Origin of the sequence: Vibrio algarum (assembly GCF_028204155.1) — a bacterium.
GTDB lineage: Bacteria > Pseudomonadota > Gammaproteobacteria > Enterobacterales > Vibrionaceae > Vibrio > Vibrio algarum.
This window is the reverse complement of record NZ_JAQLOI010000001.1, coordinates 1,734,003-1,752,132: the sequence shown is the minus strand read 5'-3', so window position 1 is coordinate 1,752,132 and position 18,130 is coordinate 1,734,003. Positions and strand designations below refer to the sequence as shown.

15 protein-coding genes, 2 tRNA genes, 2 pseudogenes and 1 other annotated feature are annotated in these 18,130 nt (G+C 40.9%); of the genes and pseudogenes, 9 read left to right on the top strand and 10 right to left on the bottom strand.

The window, feature by feature from the left end:
* Positions 1–199: 199 nt before the first annotated feature.
* A complete protein-coding gene (locus tag PGX00_RS08370; RefSeq protein WP_272135221.1) occupies positions 200–1,441 on the bottom strand; it encodes an HDOD domain-containing protein in 1,242 nt (413 codons plus the stop codon).
* A 394-nt stretch (positions 1,442–1,835) separates the two neighbouring features.
* On the opposite strand from PGX00_RS08370, the gene PGX00_RS08365 reads away from it, so the two are divergent.
* Positions 1,836–2,138 (top strand): isoamylase early set domain-containing protein, encoded by a 303-nt coding sequence (locus PGX00_RS08365; RefSeq protein WP_272135219.1) that lies wholly within the window; start codon positions 1,836–1,838, stop codon positions 2,136–2,138.
* 179 nt (positions 2,139–2,317) lie between these two features.
* On the opposite strand, the gene PGX00_RS08360 is transcribed toward PGX00_RS08365, so the two are convergent.
* The 5 genes and pseudogenes from PGX00_RS08360 to uvrY form a co-directional block, all read right to left on the bottom strand.
* Positions 2,318–2,393, bottom strand: a tRNA-Gly gene (locus PGX00_RS08360).
* Positions 2,394–2,409: 16 nt separating this feature from the next.
* Positions 2,410–2,483 (bottom strand) — tRNA-Cys (locus PGX00_RS08355).
* A gap of 269 nt (positions 2,484–2,752) precedes the next feature.
* A complete protein-coding gene (pgsA, locus tag PGX00_RS08350; RefSeq protein ID WP_272135217.1) occupies positions 2,753–3,310 on the bottom strand; it encodes a CDP-diacylglycerol--glycerol-3-phosphate 3-phosphatidyltransferase in 558 nt (185 codons plus the stop codon).
* Positions 3,311–3,355: 45 nt separating this feature from the next.
* A pseudogene (gene uvrC / locus PGX00_RS08345) lies at positions 3,356–5,184 on the bottom strand (excinuclease ABC subunit UvrC).
* Entirely contained in the window at positions 5,184–5,828 is a 645-nt protein-coding gene (gene uvrY, locus PGX00_RS08340) for a UvrY/SirA/GacA family response regulator transcription factor (protein ID WP_272135215.1), read from the bottom strand. Before uvrY ends, uvrC begins: the two are co-directional and overlap by 1 nt.
* Before the next feature lie 286 nt (positions 5,829–6,114).
* On the opposite strand from uvrY, the pseudogene PGX00_RS08335 reads away from it, so the two are divergent.
* Positions 6,115–8,477 (top strand): annotated as a pseudogene (locus tag PGX00_RS08335) (DNA polymerase II).
* A 33-nt stretch (positions 8,478–8,510) separates the two neighbouring features.
* Here PGX00_RS08335 and PGX00_RS08330 read toward each other — a convergent pair.
* Complete coding sequence (locus PGX00_RS08330) at positions 8,511–9,278, bottom strand: nucleotidyltransferase domain-containing protein (RefSeq protein ID WP_272135213.1); 768 nt, start codon at positions 9,276–9,278, stop codon at positions 8,511–8,513.
* Between the two features lie 202 nt (positions 9,279–9,480).
* Here PGX00_RS08330 and efpL point away from each other — a divergent pair, with 202 nt between their 5' ends.
* Both efpL and PGX00_RS08320 read left to right on the top strand, forming a co-directional pair.
* Entirely contained in the window at positions 9,481–10,050 is a 570-nt protein-coding gene (gene efpL, locus PGX00_RS08325; RefSeq protein ID WP_272135211.1) for an elongation factor P-like protein EfpL, read from the top strand.
* A 9-nt stretch (positions 10,051–10,059) separates the two neighbouring features.
* Complete coding sequence (locus PGX00_RS08320; protein WP_272135209.1) at positions 10,060–10,416, top strand: HI1450 family dsDNA-mimic protein; 357 nt, start codon at positions 10,060–10,062, stop codon at positions 10,414–10,416.
* Positions 10,417–10,512: 96 nt separating this feature from the next.
* Here the strand turns inward: PGX00_RS08320 and rluB are convergent, their stop codons facing one another.
* The 3 genes from rluB to rnm form a co-directional block, all read right to left on the bottom strand.
* On the bottom strand, positions 10,513–11,403 hold the full coding sequence (gene rluB / locus PGX00_RS08315) for a 23S rRNA pseudouridine(2605) synthase RluB (RefSeq protein WP_272135207.1): 891 nt from the start codon (positions 11,401–11,403) through the stop codon (positions 10,513–10,515).
* Between the two features lie 195 nt (positions 11,404–11,598).
* Complete coding sequence (locus PGX00_RS08310) at positions 11,599–12,219, bottom strand: L-threonylcarbamoyladenylate synthase (RefSeq protein ID WP_272135205.1); 621 nt, start codon at positions 12,217–12,219, stop codon at positions 11,599–11,601.
* Between the two features lie 31 nt (positions 12,220–12,250).
* Positions 12,251–13,102, bottom strand: coding sequence for an RNase RNM (gene rnm, locus PGX00_RS08305; protein ID WP_272135203.1), 852 nt, complete (start codon positions 13,100–13,102; stop codon positions 12,251–12,253).
* 66 nt (positions 13,103–13,168) lie between these two features.
* On the opposite strand from rnm, the gene PGX00_RS08300 reads away from it, so the two are divergent.
* The 5 genes from PGX00_RS08300 to trpCF all read left to right on the top strand — a co-directional run bounded on the left by PGX00_RS08300 (position 13,169) and on the right by trpCF (position 18,116).
* Positions 13,169–13,279: a Trp operon leader peptide gene (locus PGX00_RS08300; RefSeq protein ID WP_272135201.1), complete on the top strand. Its 111-nt coding sequence runs from the start codon at positions 13,169–13,171 to the stop codon at positions 13,277–13,279.
* Positions 13,226–13,326 (top strand) — a sequence feature (Trp leader region). It overlaps the preceding gene by 54 nt.
* 173 nt (positions 13,327–13,499) lie before the next feature.
* The gene (locus tag PGX00_RS08295) at positions 13,500–15,065 is read left to right on the top strand and encodes an anthranilate synthase component 1 (protein ID WP_272135199.1); all 1,566 of its coding nucleotides are present in this window, start codon (positions 13,500–13,502) and stop codon (positions 15,063–15,065) included.
* A gap of 5 nt (positions 15,066–15,070) precedes the next feature.
* Positions 15,071–15,649 (top strand): aminodeoxychorismate/anthranilate synthase component II, encoded by a 579-nt coding sequence (locus PGX00_RS08290; protein ID WP_272135197.1) that lies wholly within the window; start codon positions 15,071–15,073, stop codon positions 15,647–15,649.
* 68 nt (positions 15,650–15,717) lie between these two features.
* Entirely contained in the window at positions 15,718–16,716 is a 999-nt protein-coding gene (gene trpD, locus PGX00_RS08285; RefSeq protein WP_272135195.1) for an anthranilate phosphoribosyltransferase, read from the top strand.
* 2 nt (positions 16,717–16,718) lie between these two features.
* Complete coding sequence (gene trpCF, locus PGX00_RS08280; RefSeq protein ID WP_272135193.1) at positions 16,719–18,116, top strand: bifunctional indole-3-glycerol-phosphate synthase TrpC/phosphoribosylanthranilate isomerase TrpF; 1,398 nt, start codon at positions 16,719–16,721, stop codon at positions 18,114–18,116.
* Positions 18,117–18,130: the final 14 nt, after the last annotated feature.

Genomic DNA, 18,130 nt, shown 5'->3' with positions numbered 1-18,130 from the left:
TGATTTTAGTTAGACACCATCTTGATACTGACGAATCAATATCGCAAATTTGATTCTCATTCAGCGATTCACTTCGCCTCCTGAACAGGGCTGTACTTTACTGGATTCAGAATTTGAGTCAACCAAAAATTATTAACTTTTTAACTGTATGACTATTTTTTCATCTCAAAGTGGAAAAATTCACCATATTGATTAAAAACTACATAGAAAGCGTTAACTTACCCGGGTTGCAATTTTTTAATAATTTTAATGCTTCACCATCAAGCTGAACATTTGCAAACCAATAAGGGGCATGTTTGCCTATAAATGCTGAGCTTCTATCTAGCATATCATAGATAGTAAATGCCCTTGCCTGCCCCAACGCAACTCCGTGCAAACTTCGCTCGAGAATGGGAACGTTACTAATATCTTCAAGCAGCGCACTGCGTAGATGCAGTGCTCTTTGATCCCAGTCTATATGCTCTACAATCCTTTCTGACAATAAGCGATCGAGTTTATAGATGACATTAGGCAGTATCGACAACGTTGGCTTTACTTCTGAGCACGCAAAATACGACTCCATATCTTCATCTTCTCTACATTCTTTCATTACTTCTACTAGAGCGTCTTCAAAAAACTGAGAAAAATAATTACATATCGCAATCTGCGCTAGTGACCGTATCGTACCTAGTAGAACCCCTTCATCGGGTTCTTTGTAGCCTGCTTTTTCAAGGCGTAATCTTGTTACGTTTGCCGTAACAATAAGTTGCTGCCAAAGTTTAGGTGCGATTAGTTTGGTATTTTTATCCGACCATCTCAAAGTAGGTTTCGCCATTAATACTGGGAATAAACGGCGACAATTTTCAATACCGATATATCCAATAGCGATAGCGGGATCTTTGGTTGGTTTAGGAAACTTTCCTAACAGCTCACAGAATTTCGAATTACCGACTAAATCAAGAACGTTTGCTTTTAGTGATGGACTTAATGTTGTCAAAGTACCGAGTTTTGCAAAGTTAAGGGATGCCGAATAAGCAAATGAACTGAAGTGACCATATTGAGGAAATCCCCACATTAACTTATCGATATCTAGCTTTGTTAGCTGCTCTATCATGATTCTTTCTGTTTTAAGTGCTACTCGCGTTACCACTTTATCCAATATGATCTGCCGCTCTTCGATTCGTTCTTGTCTTTCTATTACCTTTAACTTTTCACATTGTAAAAGTATTCTTTGATTTTCAGTAATACGTTCTTTTTCTTCGAATATAACCGATTCACAAAACTCTTCTTGGGAGCTCAAGATAGAATCCACATCGGATTGATCGACCAAATACCTCATACTGACTAGCCATTTTGCATGACGAATCAAAGTTTGCTCTGATAGTTTTCCTGCGACGCGTTGTGCTTCAGCATCGTACCTTTTATTGGTAAATAATCGTTCTGCTGTGCTTTCTTTTGGCAAATCTAAATTCCAGTATAAAAATGACTCAGGCGATAACCTATAAACAATTTTAATAATTACAGCACATAAACGTCCCTAGTAGCAATTGGATATCCTATCTATTGAACTCTAACTGCGGTTTACTGAGCTTTTATTGCTAAAATTTGATTTCACATCTACTGAGCAATCAAACCTAAAAAAAAGAACAAATTATTTTTTCAACGTTTACGCTAATCTGTCATTTCTACCAAAACCATAGCAGATATAGGGTTATAGCATGATTGCGCGTGTAAAATGGTTCAAATTCAATCGTATCGGATCTCATTAAAATAACTTAAATGTCAAAAAGACTTGAACTACGTCACAAAATCGTCTACAAATTAAGCGTCATGTTTGGTATCTATAGGGTAAATAAATGTTAAAGAAGCGCTTTTTTAAAACAAAAGATGAAGTTGAAGTAACTTTTGAGTGGCCTCAAAGTGAAGAAACTAGTGTAGCAATTGCTGGTGACTTCAACGGTTGGGAAGCTGCTCCAATGAAATTAAATAAAAAGAACAAAGCTTTCACGTTAAAGCTTCGTTTGCCAAAAGGTGATACTTTTCAATTTCGCTATCTTATTGATGGTGAAAATTGGGAAAATGACCAAGCTGCAGACGATTATGTAAGAAACAGCTTTGGCTCAGATAACAGCCTAATTTCGACTATTGACGCCGCATAGTCTAAAAAAATCAATTTTTAAAAGGAAGCACTTGTGCTTCCTTTTTACATCTTGAGGTTCGAACTCGTGACCTCAACCTTGGCAAGAGTGTCCCTCTACCAATTTCGTCTACATCTCGGCTACTTAGTTAGCCTACAATGCAAAAAGCCCCAGCATTTCTGCTAGGGCTTCTTTAAATTTGGAGCGACACACGAGGTTCGAACTCGTGACCTCAACCTTGGCAAGGTTGCGCTCTACCAACTGAGCTAGTGTCGCATCATTCCCAAAGGAATGGAGGCGCGTCCCGGAATCGAACCGAGGTCCACGGATTTGCAATCCGCTGCATAGCCACTCTGCCAACGCGCCGTTGTATCTCTTGCCTAAGAAACTTATTCAGTTCCTCTTGAGTACGGGACGCATTTTACGGATTCATCGAGGTGAGTCAACACTATTTTTCGTTTTTTGTATCGTTTGGCTACTTTGCGATCAGTTCTGCCGAAATTGATTACTTTACTAGCATAATTCCGCTATAAATCCGTTAGATAACTTAAATACAGCAAGCTCAGAGACCTTATTTAATTTAAATCAGATACAAAAAAAGCGAGCTATTGCCCGCCTTTTATTCATTCTTAAGCTTACTGATGTTCTTTCGCTAAAAGGTCACCTTTTGCGGCGGATAAATATTGTACCATTGACCAATAAGTCAGTATTGTAGCGATATAAAGGGCAACGTAACCCACCCAAATCATCCAATCGTCAAAGCGCCAGATCAGCACCCATAAAGCAAACATTTGTGTTACTGTTTTTACTTTACCAATCCATGACACAGCGACATTGGCTCGTTTTCCAATTTCTGCCATCCACTCACGTAGCGCTGAGATGATAATTTCTCGTGCAATCATAGTTAATGCGGGAATTGTTACCCAGATAGTCTCGTAATGCTCTGTAATCAGTATCAGTGCCGTCGCCACCATTACTTTATCTGCAACTGGGTCGAGAAATGCACCGAAACGAGAGGTTTGACCCAGTTTTCGAGCTAGCATGCCATCTAAATAATCAGTGACCGCAGCAAACCAGAACACCATTGCCGCAGCAAATGGAGCCCAACTATAAGGCAGATAAAAAACAACAACGAAAACTGGTATAAGAACCAGTCGTAATAAAGTAAGAATATTTGGTATGGTAAAACGCATTTTAGTTAGCTCTAGTAAACCGCAAACTAATGGTGCGGGAAAAAACTATTCTTTCAATGACTGATGTATCTTTTCTGCTAAAGAAACACTAATTCCCGGTATTTTGCTTATATCTTCTACACTTGCTCGCTTAAGTTCTTGTAACCCCCATAAATTTGAGTAAAGACTGGCGTCTTTTAGGTCCAATTCCTTCAATCCCTTCTAATGGGCTCGTTCTTCGTGTTTTAGCTCGTTTTGCTCTGTGTCCTGCTATAGCGTGATTATGACTCTCATCGCGAATATGTTGTATAAGATGTAATGCTGGTGCATCACTTGGGAGATTAAACTCGTCACCTTCAATTGTAATTAGCGTTTCTAAGCCGGGCTTTCTCGTCACTCCTTTCGCTATTCCGATCAACTTTGGACGTTTTGGCCAATCTTCCCAATGGGATGACATAATCTCATAAGCTCGATTCAACTGCCCTTTACCACCATCAATAAAGACAATATCAGGGATTTTTTCTATATCTAACTGCTTACTATAACGCCTGTCTAAGACTTGGCCCATTGCGGCGTAATCATCTCCACCGGTTATACCCGTAATGTTGTAACGCCGGTATTCGTGCTTAACGGGCCCTTCGTGGTTAAACACGACACAGGAAGCAATAGTACTCTCCCCCATCGTATGGCTTATATCAAAGCATTCCATACGACGAATAGAGTCAATATTCATCTCTACTTGTAGCGCTGATACTCGCTGCTTAATCGTCATTTTGTGATTTATTTTTGTCGTAATGGCAGTAAGTGCATTTGTATTTGCTAATTTAAGGTACTGACCGCGTGGCCCAGTTGGATCTTGATAGAAAGATACTTTTCTTCCAGCGAGTTTCGTCAACGCCTCTTGCAACGGTTCGATGTCTGTAAATAAGCCTTTATTTAATACGATTCTAGTAGGGATGGTACGCGCTTCATTATGCCCTAGATAATATTGACTCAAGAAACTATAAAAAACTTCTTCTCGTTCTGTGTTATTTGGGATCTTAGGGAAATGACTACGACTGCCTAATATTTTACCTTGACGAACCATCAAAATATGAACACACGCTAGTCCATTTTCTTGAGCGAACCCTAGGATGTCTAAGTCATCCATACTGTCTTCTGAAACGAACTGTTGTTCCTGTACTCTTCTTATTGCTTGTATTTGATCTCTTAGCTTTGCAGCATCTTCAAAACGAAGTGCCGCACTCGCTTTTTCCATTTTTTCGATAAGTTCAGTGATGACTTGTTTATCTTTACCTTGTAAAAACAGTCGTACCATGTCGACTAACTCAGAGTACTCTTCATCATTGATGACACTAGAAACACAAGGCGCAGCGCAACGACCAATTTGATACATCAAACATGGTCTTGTCCGATTAGCATAAATCGTGTCTTCACACTGACGTACTGGAAAGATTTTTTGTATTAGATGAAGTGCTTCCCGCACCGCACCAGAATCTGGATACGGTCCATAATATTCACCTTTTCGCTTTTTGCTCCACGGTGTGAAGACAAACGAGGGTGTTTATGAGCACTAATGAAAATATATGGGTAGGACTTGTCATCTCTTAGCAACACATTATATTTAGGTAAATACTGCTTGATATAGTTGTGCTCGAGAATTAATGCTTCGGTTTCTGTATGAGTAACAGTAACGTCGATCTTGTCGATATGACTAACTAACGCGCGTGTCTTTTCACTGTCTACATTTTTACGAAAGTAGCTAGACAGCCTTTTTTTAAATCTTTTGCTTTACCGACATAAATAATAACCGACTCGGCGTTATACATTCTGTATACGCCGGGCTGATTAGTTACTGTGCTTAGAAAAGAGAATGAATCAAAGGTACTCGGCACTACAATGTCTCAGTGTCTAGCATTCCATGACGAATGGCTAAATGGGTTAATTCCACATCTCCATTAATATCTAATTTACTGAAGAGTCGATAGCGATAACTATTGACTGTTTTAGGGCTTAAATTTAACTGCTCTGAAATGTCCGTTACCCTTTGACCTTTAGTGATCATCAGCATGATTTGTAATTCACGCTCTGAAAGATCTTTAAAGGGATTTTCAGACGCAGAAGAAAACTGACTCAACGCCATTTGTTGAGCAATTTCAGGCGAAATATAGCGTTGCCCACTATTGACCATTCTAATTGCGTTAACCATTTCATCTGGACCAGCACCTTTTGTAAGATAACCAGCAGCCCCTGCTTGCATCACCTTAGTTGGGAATGGATTTTCAGTATGTACTGTTAACACGATAATTTTTACGTCTGGATTAAAACGTAATATTTTTTTAGTCGCTTCCAACCCGCCAATACCGGGCATATTCATGTCCATAAGTATGACATCAGCATGATTGCTGCGACACCATTTTACCGAATCTTCACCGCTTTCAGCTTCCCCTGCTACGTTCATTCCACGGACGTCTTCAATTATACGTCTTATCCCTGTGCGAACTAGCTCGTGATCATCTACAAGGAAAACATTTATCAAACTTGTATCTCCACACACCTAACCTCTGCCAACCGAATCTCTATTTGAGAAATGGAACGCAATACCATAACGATTTTAACCTATTTTAAACAGAAATGCTTACGTACAATATGAGCCGTAGCGCAAACTTTCACAATTTCTTAGATGGGAAATTCGTCAACTTACTAATTTTACGATATTTTTTATAAATACGTTTTATTATTCGCTACAACACTACTCTACCAACTGGCTATTTGCCAACAATAATTGCTACTATCCAAGCACGTTCAAGGTCTAAGGTTAAAAATTGAATCTAGGAAAAGGGTTTATCCTCACTCGTCATGCTCGCGATATCAATGGTTCAACCATGATTGAACTCTGGTTAAACACTGATGAAGGCCCCACACAATTAAAAATAAACTCCGAAAAATGTCTGTTTTTTATTAAGCAACAAGATGTCGAATCAGCACAAGCTCTTTGCATTGAACACGGCTACCAGATAGATTTTAAACCTCTAGAACTGAAAGACTTTCAACAGAGTCCTGTTGTCGCATGTTACAGCGCAACCCAATACACCAACACTCAAGCTCTTAGGCTTTTCTCCTCCAATGACATCGAAACCATAGAATCTGATGTTCGCTTAGTAGACCGTTATTTAATGGAACGCTTTATTCAAGGCGGTATTGAATTTACTGGCAATAAAACCGCAAAGCGTGGTTACACACAATTAACGCAAGTGAAGTGCCGTAAAGGGGATTACCAACCAAACCTAAGTTATGTTTCATTGGACATTGAATGTTCCGAGAAAGGGATTCTTTACTCTGTGGGGCTAGCTTCATCCCTTGATAATCGTGTGATCATGATAGGGTCTCCAGAACCATGTAATACACCGATTCAGTGGGTCGAAAACGAGAAGCAACTTTTGCTAGCTCTGGAAGATTGGTTTTCACAGTTTGACCCAGACCTAATTCTGGGTTGGATGGTGGTTGATTTCGATTTTAGGTTGTTAATAAAAAGAGCCGAATGGCATGGTATGAAACTAGCGATTGGAAGAGGTCGTCAGAACGCCTATTTTAGGCAATCAAATCAAACCCAACAAGGTTTTATTTCGATACCAGGCAGAGTAGTTTTAGACGGTATTGACACCTTAAAAACAGCGACTTATTCGTTCCGTTCTTGGTCATTGGAATCGGTTTCCCAAGAGTTACTTTCCGAAGGTAAAGCGATACATAATGTTCATGACAGAATGGCGGAAATTAATTACATGTTCCGCAGTGATAAACCTGCGTTGGCAAAATACAATTTACAAGACTGTATTTTGGTCAATCGAATCTTTGAACATACTCACCTTATTGATTTTGTTATTGAGCGCTCTAGGTTGACTGGTATAGAGCTTGACCGCATGGGCGGTTCCGTCGCAGCCTTCACAAATTTATACCTCCCACAATTGCACAGGGCAGGATACGTGGCCCCTAGCCTTCAGAGTGAAAACTGGCAAGCCAGTCCTGGTGGTTACGTTATGGATTCCCTACCGGGACTATACGACTCTGTATTAGTTTTGGATTTTAAAAGCTTATACCCTTCAATTATCCGGTCATTTTTGATTGATCCTCTTGGTTTAGTAGAAGGACTTAAGTTAACGATTGGAAACCAAGAAAGCCAAGCGGTTGAAGGTTTTATGGGAGGACAGTTTCACAGAACCAAACACTTCCTTCCTAAGATGATTAAAGATTTATGGTCCGCGAGAGATGTGGCTAAGAAGAACAACGAAAAAGCATTTTCTCAAGCAATCAAAATCATAATGAACTCTTTTTACGGTGTTCTTGGATCGTCAGGTTGTCGATTTTTTGATGTTCGCCTAGCTTCGTCAATCACGATGCGCGGACACGAAATAATGAAACGAACGAAACAACTGATAGAAGAGCAAGGTTACCTTGTTATCTATGGCGATACTGATTCCACATTTGTTTCTTTGAAACGAGCTTTGCCTCAATCTGAAGCAGATAAAATTGGCCATGAACTGGTTGGACACATTAATGACTGGTGGACAAATCACATACTCAATCAGTATGGTCTAGAGTCTTGTCTTGAGCTTGAATATGAAACCCATTACAGAAAATTTTTGATGCCAACAATACGTGGTTCTGAAACCGGATCTAAAAAACGCTATGCGGGCCTCATAGGAGAAGGTGAAAGCGAGAATATTATTTTCAAAGGGCTTGAAAGTGCCCGTACAGATTGGACCCTTTTATCACAAGAGTTCCAACAACAACTTTATGAAATGGTTTTTCATGGCTTAGATCCTTGTGATTATATCCGCCAATACGTCGAAGCGACGCTTAATGGGAATTATGACGATAAGCTAACCTATAAAAAAGGCTTAGACGCAAACTCAGCGATTATCAAAAAAACATACCACCGCAAGTTAAAGCTGCCCGCATGGCCGATCAAATTAATGCCAAAATGGGACGACCGCAACAATATCAAAATCGTGGTCGTATTGAATATGTCATTACGTTAAACGGTCCAGAGCCAGAAGAATATAGGAAGAGTGCGATTGATTATCAGCACTATATTGATAAGCAACTAAAGCCCGTTGCAGATGCTATTCTGCCCTTTATTGGACTTGATTTTGAAAGCATCAATGCCCCTCAATTGGGTTTATTTTGATACTAAGTCTTAGAGTAACTTCAGAAGCCGCCCTTAACCTATCCTGAATTCGGTTTTTTCATATGCTTTAACTAGCCAACTACCATAGCTATCTAGGACCCCGATAACAGAACGTTTTGGAATATATCGTCCTGAAAGTAGAATCCCAAGCCGTTCAATTTCAACCGTTTTGTCTGGGTAATAATCTAAAAATCGCTGCCCACAGGTAATAGGATCGTCGTACCAGCCTTTATCTTTGTGCATGACCAAAGAGTAACTCGATCGTAATAGCTTTTTCGCTATCACTATCTGGTGTTTAACCTGTTCCTCTCTATTTGTCGACTGTGCAATTATCTTTCGGTAACGTTTTAACCACTGCGCTACGTCCATATTCCAGAATTTTGCGATCTCCCAACTCGGTTCAAACTCACCATAACGAGAAGATAAGTCATCTCCAGATACGCAAACACAACAGTGTTTAAGCAAGAACCCCCAGGTAATTACACTTTCGATTGCCAAAATTTCTTGCACTAAAGAAAATTGAAAAGAGAGTTCAGTAATAAATGGGAACGCTTTTCTAAATCGCCATTTTATTGTACTGAGCAAGGTTTGAAACCTAGCATCCGGCTTGCGGCGCGTAACGATAATTATGTCTAAATTGGATTTCCCTGGCACCGCGCACTTTCTTGCGACACTACCATACAGATAGATACTATGAAGATTATTACCTAACCCACTTTCAAGTGCAGGGATTAACTCTTGGATGACCCTGCGGTAGTCATCTTGGAAAGGTTCGTTAGGATCGATAACAGCTAATGGCACTAAGTTACTCTCTATATGTAGATATTGATTATAAAATGTAGATATTGACTATAAAAACAAGCCTAAGGTTAGAAAAACCTAACCAAAATCTAATTTTAATCTCAATTATGCCTTGTTAATATTGGATTTAAAACCAGAGGTTGTATTCTATTCTCTGCGCCCCAATTTATTGGTCAACTTATACATTCAAAGGTCCAGAACAATGCCAAAGGCTAGTGATATAAAAAAAGGTTTCGCCGTAACCCTAAACGGTAAAATCTTACTTGTTAAAGATTTCGACATCACCACTCCCGGTGGTCGCGGTGGCGCTAAAATCTATAAATTCCGTTTTAAAGATTTGGCAACAGGTGGAAAGGTAGAAGAAGCATTCAAAAGTGATGAATTACTTGAAACGGTTGAAATGACTAAACGTAATGTTATGTTCTCTTACATTGATGGCGATGAATACGTCTTTATGGATAATGAAGATTACAGTCAATACAATTTCAACGGAGACGATATCAAAGACGAGTTACTTTTTATCAATGAAGATATTCTTGGAATTCAAGTTGTCCTAATTAATGACAAGCCTGCTGGCATTGAACTACCAGCCTCAGTTGAAATGATAATTGAAGAAACAGACCCTTCTATTAAAGGCGCATCCGCATCGGCTCGTTCAAAACCAGCTCGCTTTGCAACAGGACTAACTGTTCAGGTTCCTGAATACATTTCTACCGGTGATAAAGTGAAAATCAACACCACCGAAAGCAAGTACATGAGCCGAGCTGACTAGGAAATAAAGATGGAAAACAACAGCGAAAGCACACTAAACGAAGAACAAGATGAATTGATGTCTTATGATGATGTAATTGACACCGCATACGATATATTTTTAGAAATGGCACCAGACAACCTAGAACCAGCAGATGTTATTTTGTTTACCGCCCAATTCGAAGATAGAGGTGCGGCAGAATTAGTAGAAACCGGTAGTGACTGGGCTCAAGAAGTTGGCTTTGATGTAGACAAAGACATATACGCTGAAGTGCGTATAGGCTTAGTTGATGAAGATTCAGATGTTCTTGACGACGTATTTGCTAGAATGCTTGTCAGCCGTACACCTGAACATAAGTTCTGCCATGTTTTTTGGAAAAGAGATTAATCGTTTACTAAGTAAATTTATTCGCTTACTTAAACGTAAAAACGGGTTATACACTGTATAACCCGTTTTTATTATTCGTTAATTTATCGTTATCGACTATTTTCTCGTCTTACGATTTCTATTTCCACGACCTTTAGGAGCGCTTACTCTCTCTTCGTGACGCTTCACTGCACGACGAATTTTTTGGTGACGTGAACGCTCTCGCTTACGTGATGTTTTATCTTGATCGATCATGGTGCTTTTTTCTGGTTTCAATTCAACCAGCTCTCTCAGATAGTTTACTTCTTTAAGTTCAAGCTCCATCCAACCACCACGTGGCAATGTTTTCTCTAGAAAGATATCGCCGTAACGTACACGCTTAAGACGACTTACCGTTGTATCCTGAGATTCCCACAAGCGACGAACTTCACGGTTACGCCCTTCGTTGATCACAACATAGAAAGTGTGGTTCATACCTTCACCACCAGCGTAAACAACGTCTTCAAAACGTGCCATGCCATCTTCAAGCTTCACGCCTTTAACGACATTGCGAACTTTCTTTTCGTCGATTTCGCCAAATACGCGTACTAGGTACTCACGCTCAACCTGACGGCTAGGGTGCATTAAACGGTTTGCTAATTCACCGTCTGTCGTAAATAACAGCAGGCCTGATGTATTCGCATCCAAACGTCCAACAGAGATCCAACGAGCACCGCGAATTTTTGGTAAGCGATCAAATACAGTTCTACGCCCTTCAGGATCATGGCGAGTACACAATTCACCTTCCGGTTTATAGTAAGCCAAGACTCGACAAACTGCCTCATCATTATCTTTAATAGATACAATGTGACCATCCATTCTTATCACTGCGTTTTCGTCTTCTAAACGTTCACCCAGTTTGGCCACTTGACCGTTAACACTTACTCGACCTGATTTAATTAGTGTTTCTAGCTCACGTCTTGAGCCGTGTCCGGCTCTCGCTAAAATCTTCTGTAGTTTTTCGCTCATCAATATACCTGTTATTGTCGTCTTCACAGACGTCAGAAATTAATAAAATGTCTCGCGCCTATGTGGCAGTCGATAGAGACAAATGCAATAAAATTGCGGGCAACGATTATACATGATTTCTGTCTGAATTAGATAGGTATTTGTCTGCGATTAGCAAAGAAAAAGATTAAAAAAAAGCCTCTACTGAGGCTTCTTCTATTCAAACGGTGAAGGGTCTCCTGCACCTGACCTAAGTACTACAGGCTCATCGTCGCTAAAATCAATGACCGTTGTGGGCTGTTCGCCAAGATAACCACCATTCATGATTAGATCGACAGTATGTTCTAGTTTGTCTCGAATCTCTTCTGGATCAGATTCAGCCACTTCACTACCCGGTAAAATAAGTGTTGTGGACATGAGTGGTTCGCCAAGCGCTTCTAATAAATCAAGTGCAATACGATTATCAGGTACCCTGATACCAATCGTTTTACGTTTAGCATTCATCAGCCTACGCGGCACCTCTTTGGTACCTTTGAATATAAACGTGTAAGCACCTGGAGTATTGTTTTTCAGTAGACGGAAAGCCGTGTTATCTACACGAGCATATAATGACAATTCCGAAAGGTCTCTACAAAGTAGAGTAAAATTGTGTTTGTCATCCAATTTTCGAATACGGCAAATTGTATCTAACGCTTGCTTATTTTCTAACTGGCACCCGAGTGCGTACCCAGAATCAGTAGGGTAAACAACGACACCACCATTTCGAATAATTGCAACTGCTTGACTTATTAATCTAGCTTGTGGATTTTCTGGGTGGACATAAAAAAATTGACTCATAATAATTCCTCACTACCGACGCATCGGTATCTTAAGCTGGGTTTATACCCCAATCTTTCCATATTGGCTCTACACCAGAAGGCAACCAAAGGTTGCGTCCTAGTTCCGTCCAAGGGGATGGATAATGAAAATCGGATCCTTGAGACGCTAATAGCTTGTATTGTATAGCATAATCTGCCAAGTTTCGCCTTTCTTGTTGACCTTGCTGGGGTAATGCTACTTCTATCCCATTACCTTTCGCCTCTACAAAGGCAGACAGGAGACGTTTAATCCACTTAGCCGTCAGTTGATATCGACCCGGATGTGCAAGCACCGCTTCTCCCCCTGCTGCATGAATAGCAGCAACAGCTTCCGTAATCGAACACCAATTTGGTGGAACATAGCCCGGATTATCTCTCGTTAAATATTTCTTAAAAACCTGCTGCATAGTTTTCGCGTAACCGTTATCTACTAACCATTTAGCAAAGTGAGACCGAGTAATAGGTGCACCAGAAGCGATATCTTTAACTTGTGCTAATAGCAGCTCTACTGGCTCTTTGGTTACTTTTGCTAACCGATGGGCCATTAATTCTGAACGGTCTATCCTTCTCTGTTTTTGAGACGCAATTAATGCGAGTAACTCGGAGCTGTCTTCATCTACATTGAGCCCCACAACATGGATGTCTTTGTTTTGCCAGACCGTCGAAATTTCGATACCACGAATAAGCTTGATATTGAGTTGATTTTGATCGATATAATCAAATGCAGGCCTTAAGCCATCTAGCGTATCGTGATCGGTAATAGCTAAAACACTTATATTAAATTCTATCGCACGATCGACTAGTTGCACCGGTGTTAAGCGGCCGTCGGAGGCTGTTGTATGGCAATGCAGATCAATTTTCATTTATTTCTTGACTTTACTCTCTAGTACTAGTCTACTAGTACAACTTTCAAACAGGAATTGTAGACCATGTTACAAGAATCTAACCAAAAGCCTAGCGATAAAAAAGCAGACTCTATGTCTGAGCTTTGTTGGTGGCGTATCTGGTCAGGCTCTTGGCGGGATAACGATACTGTTTGATATACAGAATTTAGTTTAAAACCCGTCTATACGACGGGTTTTTTTATGTTTCCACCGATTAATTTTTTGAAATCAGAACCAATAACACTTATTTTTTCAATAATTGCTTAACTGAACAAAATAGCAACAATCTGATTTCATTAATGATTGGGTAGCTTAAACGTTTATGAGAATATGAGCGCAACCGCTCTAACGTTTAGCATTATTTAGAGGATGTCTTATGAATAAGGCGATTCAAATTAAACAACAAGGCCAGTTAGAAGTCCTTTCTCTTTCTGTTCCTTACTCCGACGATCCTACTCGCCTTTTTCAGGTGCTGTGTGCGGACAAAACAAATAGCTTGCTATTAGAATCGGCTGATATCGATTCTAAAGAAGATTTAAAAAGTATGCTGTTGATAGATGCTGCTGTACGCATCGTTTGCAACGGCCAGCGTGTTGAAATGCAACCACTCACACCCAATGGCATAAATGCTCTGGCACGAGTCGCTTCACACGTTACTGACGATATCAGGGTAAGTAAAAGCGGAGACGCACTTTTACTCGACTTTCCAACAGCGGATGCAGATATAGACGAAGACAGCCGCTTAAGAGAAGCCTCTTCATTTGATGCTCTCCGTTTAATACAACACAGCTTTGAAACGACGGATAAAGATAATTTCGCTCTGTTTATTGGTGGACTATTCGCTTACGATTTGGTCGCAAGTTTTGAGCCATTAGGCAACGCAGCACAAACTAATAAATGCCCCGATTACGTATTCTATCTGGCCGAAACGCTGATGGTTATCGACCACCAAAAGCAATCTTGTTTCGTTCAAGGATCGGTATTCGATGGGTCAGAAAAGACAGTCCACCAGATTGAGCAAAGATTAACGGAAATATCTAGCCACTGTGAAGACCCAGCACCACTTCGAGACACGGTAAAATTAAAAGAGTGTGAAGCGGTGCCTAGCGTATCAGACCAAGATTTCTGTCAAACGGTTCGCGACTTAAAAGAATATGTTGTTAAAGGCGATATTTTTCAGGTAGTCCCTTCAAGACGATTCACACTGCCGTGTCCCTCTCCTCTTGGTTCTTATAAAGGACTTAAGAAAAGTAACCCTAGCCCTTACATGTTTTACATGCATGACGAGTTGTTTACCCTGTTCGGGGCATCCCCTGAAAGTGCGCTAAAATATTCCGCTGAAACTAATCAAGTAGAGATCTATCCAATTGCAGGTACTCGACGTCGCGGTAAAAATGCTGATGGTTCGATTAACTTAGACTTAGATGGCCGTATAGAACTTGAACTTCGTAGTGATATGAAGGAGAACGCTGAACATATGATGCTGGTTGACCTTGCAAGAAACGACGTTGCTCGTATCAGTAAAGCGGGTACTCGTCATGTTGCAGACCTACTAAAAGTAGATAGATACAGCCACGTCATGCATTTAGTCTCTCGGGTTGTTGGACAATTACGCGGGGATTTAGATGCGCTACACGCCTACCAAGCAAGCATGAATATGGGAACGCTTACCGGCGCACCAAAAATTCGCGCAATGCAACTTATCAGAGATGTGGAAAAAACACGCCGTGGTAGTTACGGAGGCGCTGTCGGTTATTTAACCGGGCAAGGTGATTTAGATACTTGTATTGTCATCCGCTCCGCCTATGTTGAAGATGGTATTGCGCAAGTACAAGCTGGTGCTGGTGTGGTGTACGATTCGGATCCACAAGCGGAAGCCGATGAAACTCGCGGTAAAGCACAAGCGGTAATTTCCGCTATCCAACTTGCACATAAGGGGTAAGTCATATGGCAAATTTAGTTTTTATCGACAACTTTGACTCTTTTACTTACAACCTTGTGGATCAGTTTCGCTCTCTAGGGCACAACGTAACGATATATCGAAACAACATTGCAGCGACAACTATTGAAACTGCGGTCTCTCAATTAGACAATCCGGTAATTATCCTTTCTCCGGGGCCAGGTGCGCCTTCAGATGCTGGTTGTATGCCAGAGTTGATCCAACTCGTTAAAGGTAAAGTGCCTATCATTGGTATTTGCCTTGGCCATCAGGCTATTGTCGAAGCCTACGGGGGGACTGTTGAGGGTGCAGGTGAGATTATTCACGGTAAAGTATCTATGATGGAACACCAAGACCACCCTGTCTACCTAGGGTTACCCTCACCATTAGCGATCGCTCGATACCACTCTTTAGTTGCAACGTCAGTACCTGAAAGTTTAACGGTCACTGCCGAAGTTAATGGTCTGGTTATGTCTGTTGTGAACGACAAAGATAAAGTATGTGGGTACCAATTTCACCCGGAATCAATTATGACGACTTACGGTGCAACCTTATTGGCGAACACAATTGAATGGGCGCTAGGGTAAATTAAAAGTAGCCACAACGAATCGCTTTGATAGCGCATAGAAATCGCAAAGAATTTAAAGGAAGAAGCATGCAAGAGATTATTAATAAACTATACGATCAGGTCTCCCTGACACGAGAAGAAAGCCAAAGCTTATTCGACTCAATCATTAAAGGCGAGATGGACCCTATGTTGCTTGCAGCCGTACTAACGGCTTTAAAAATCAAAGGCGAAACACCTGATGAAATTGCTGGTGCTGCATCTGCATTATTAGCTAATGCTAATCCATTCCCTAAATTAGACTACGATTTCGCAGACATTGTTGGCACAGGTGGCGATGGCTCTAATACCATCAATATTTCAACAACAGCCGCATTTGTTGCAGCAGCTTGTGGCGTAAAAGTAGCGAAACACGGCAACCGTGGAGTATCAAGTAAATCAGGTTCATCCGACCTCCTTGATTCATTTGGTATTAACTTGGCGATGAGCCCCGAAGACACTGCCAAAGCCGTTGATGATTTAGGTGTCGCGTTCCTATTTGCACCTCAATATCACGGTGGTGTACGCCATGCTATGCCAGTTAGGCAAGCTATGAAAACACGTACAATTTTTAATATTCTAGGCCCACTAATTAATCCTGCTAGACCAAGCATAGAATTGATGGGTGTTTATGATGCCGCTCTAGTTCGTCCTATTGCAGAAACAATCGCGAAAATGGGGCTTAAACGCGCTGCAGTTGTCCACGGTAGTGGTTTAGATGAAGTCGCTATCCATGGCGAGACACTCGTCGCCGAGATCATAAATGGCGAAATTACAGAATACACATTGTCACCAGAAGATTTCGGAGTAAATACTCATCCACTGGAAGCTATTAAAGGTGGAGAGCCAGAAGAAAACCGTGCCATTATTACCGATATATTGACAGGTAAAGGGTCTGAAGCTCAAGTTTCTGCTGTAGCAGTCAACGTTGCCTTGCTGCTTCGTCTATTTGGACAAGAAGACTTGAAAGTAAATACTCAAAAAGCGATTGCCGCTATGAATTCTGGAAAAGCTTATGAGTTGGTTAAGCAACTGGCAGAACGGGGTTAACAATGTCTGAATTTATCACTGAAAAAAATCGTGAAATGGCTGAAGTATTGGCTAAGATAGTTAAAGACAAGCGAGTTTGGGTTGCCGAAAGAAAAGCCTCTCAACCTTTAGCTACGTTTAAAGATCAACTTACCCCTTCCGATCGCGATTTTTATGCGGCACTTTCGACGGAAAAGACAGCGTTTATCCTTGAGTGCAAGAAAGCTTCACCCTCTAAAGGGCTCATACGGGATGACTTTGATCTAGATTACATCGCGTCCGTCTATGGTAATCACGCCAGTGCGATTTCTATTCTTACTGATGAAAAATATTTTCAAGGTAGTTTTGACTTCCTGCCTCAAGTACGATCGCAGGTATCACAACCTATTTTGTGTAAAGACTTCATGATAGATAGCTACCAAGTTTATCTTGCTCGTCACTACAATGCCGACGCGATATTACTGATGCTTTCTGTGTTGAATGACGAGGAATACATAGAGCTTGCTGAGTTAGCTCATTCACTCGGGCTTGGCATATTGACAGAAACAAGTAATGAAGAAGAAATAGCACGTGCTATCGCGCTAAAAGCGAAAATCGTCGGTATCAATAACCGGAATCTTCGAGATTTATCTACCGATTTAAATCGCACTCGTGAGCTCGCACCTTTGTTACCTAAAGGTACCACCATTATTTCTGAGTCAGGTATCTATACCAACCAACAAGTGCGCGATCTCGCTCAGTATGCGAGCGGTTTTTTAATCGGCAGCTCATTGATGGCCGAAGATAACTTAGAACTTACCGTTCGTAGTGTGCTACTCGGTGAAAACAAAGTCTGCGGACTTACCCATGCTGAGGATGCTGCAACCGTTTACCATGCTGGTGCCGTTTATGGCGGCCTTATTTTTGCTGATAAATCAAAACGTAAAGTCGATTTAGAAGCCGCTAGAATGGTGATGAGTGGTGCACCACTAAAGTATGTGGGTGTATTTCAAAATCAATCTATAGAATTCGTAGCTGAAACAGCAAACACGTTAAAGCTATCTGCAGTACAACTGCACGGTGATGAAGACCAAAACTATATCTCTGCCATACGTAAACAATTATCCGATGACTGCGCTATTTGGAAAGCGTATGGTGTTACGAACTCAATACCTGAACTGATTACATCAGGTGTGTCTCGCCACCTTTTAGATAGCAAAGTAGGTAGTCAGTCTGGTGGCACAGGAAAAAGCTTTGACTGGTCATTGATTAGCTCAACAAATAACATCATGCTTGCTGGAGGTCTCTCTCCAGAAAACGTAAACCAAGCCGCAACATTAGGTTGTCTTGGATTAGACCTTAACTCCGGCGTAGAATCTGCACCGGGGAAAAAAGATCCCGCGCTCGTGAAACAAGCATTCTCAGAAATTAGAAATTATTAAGATTGTAAGGAATT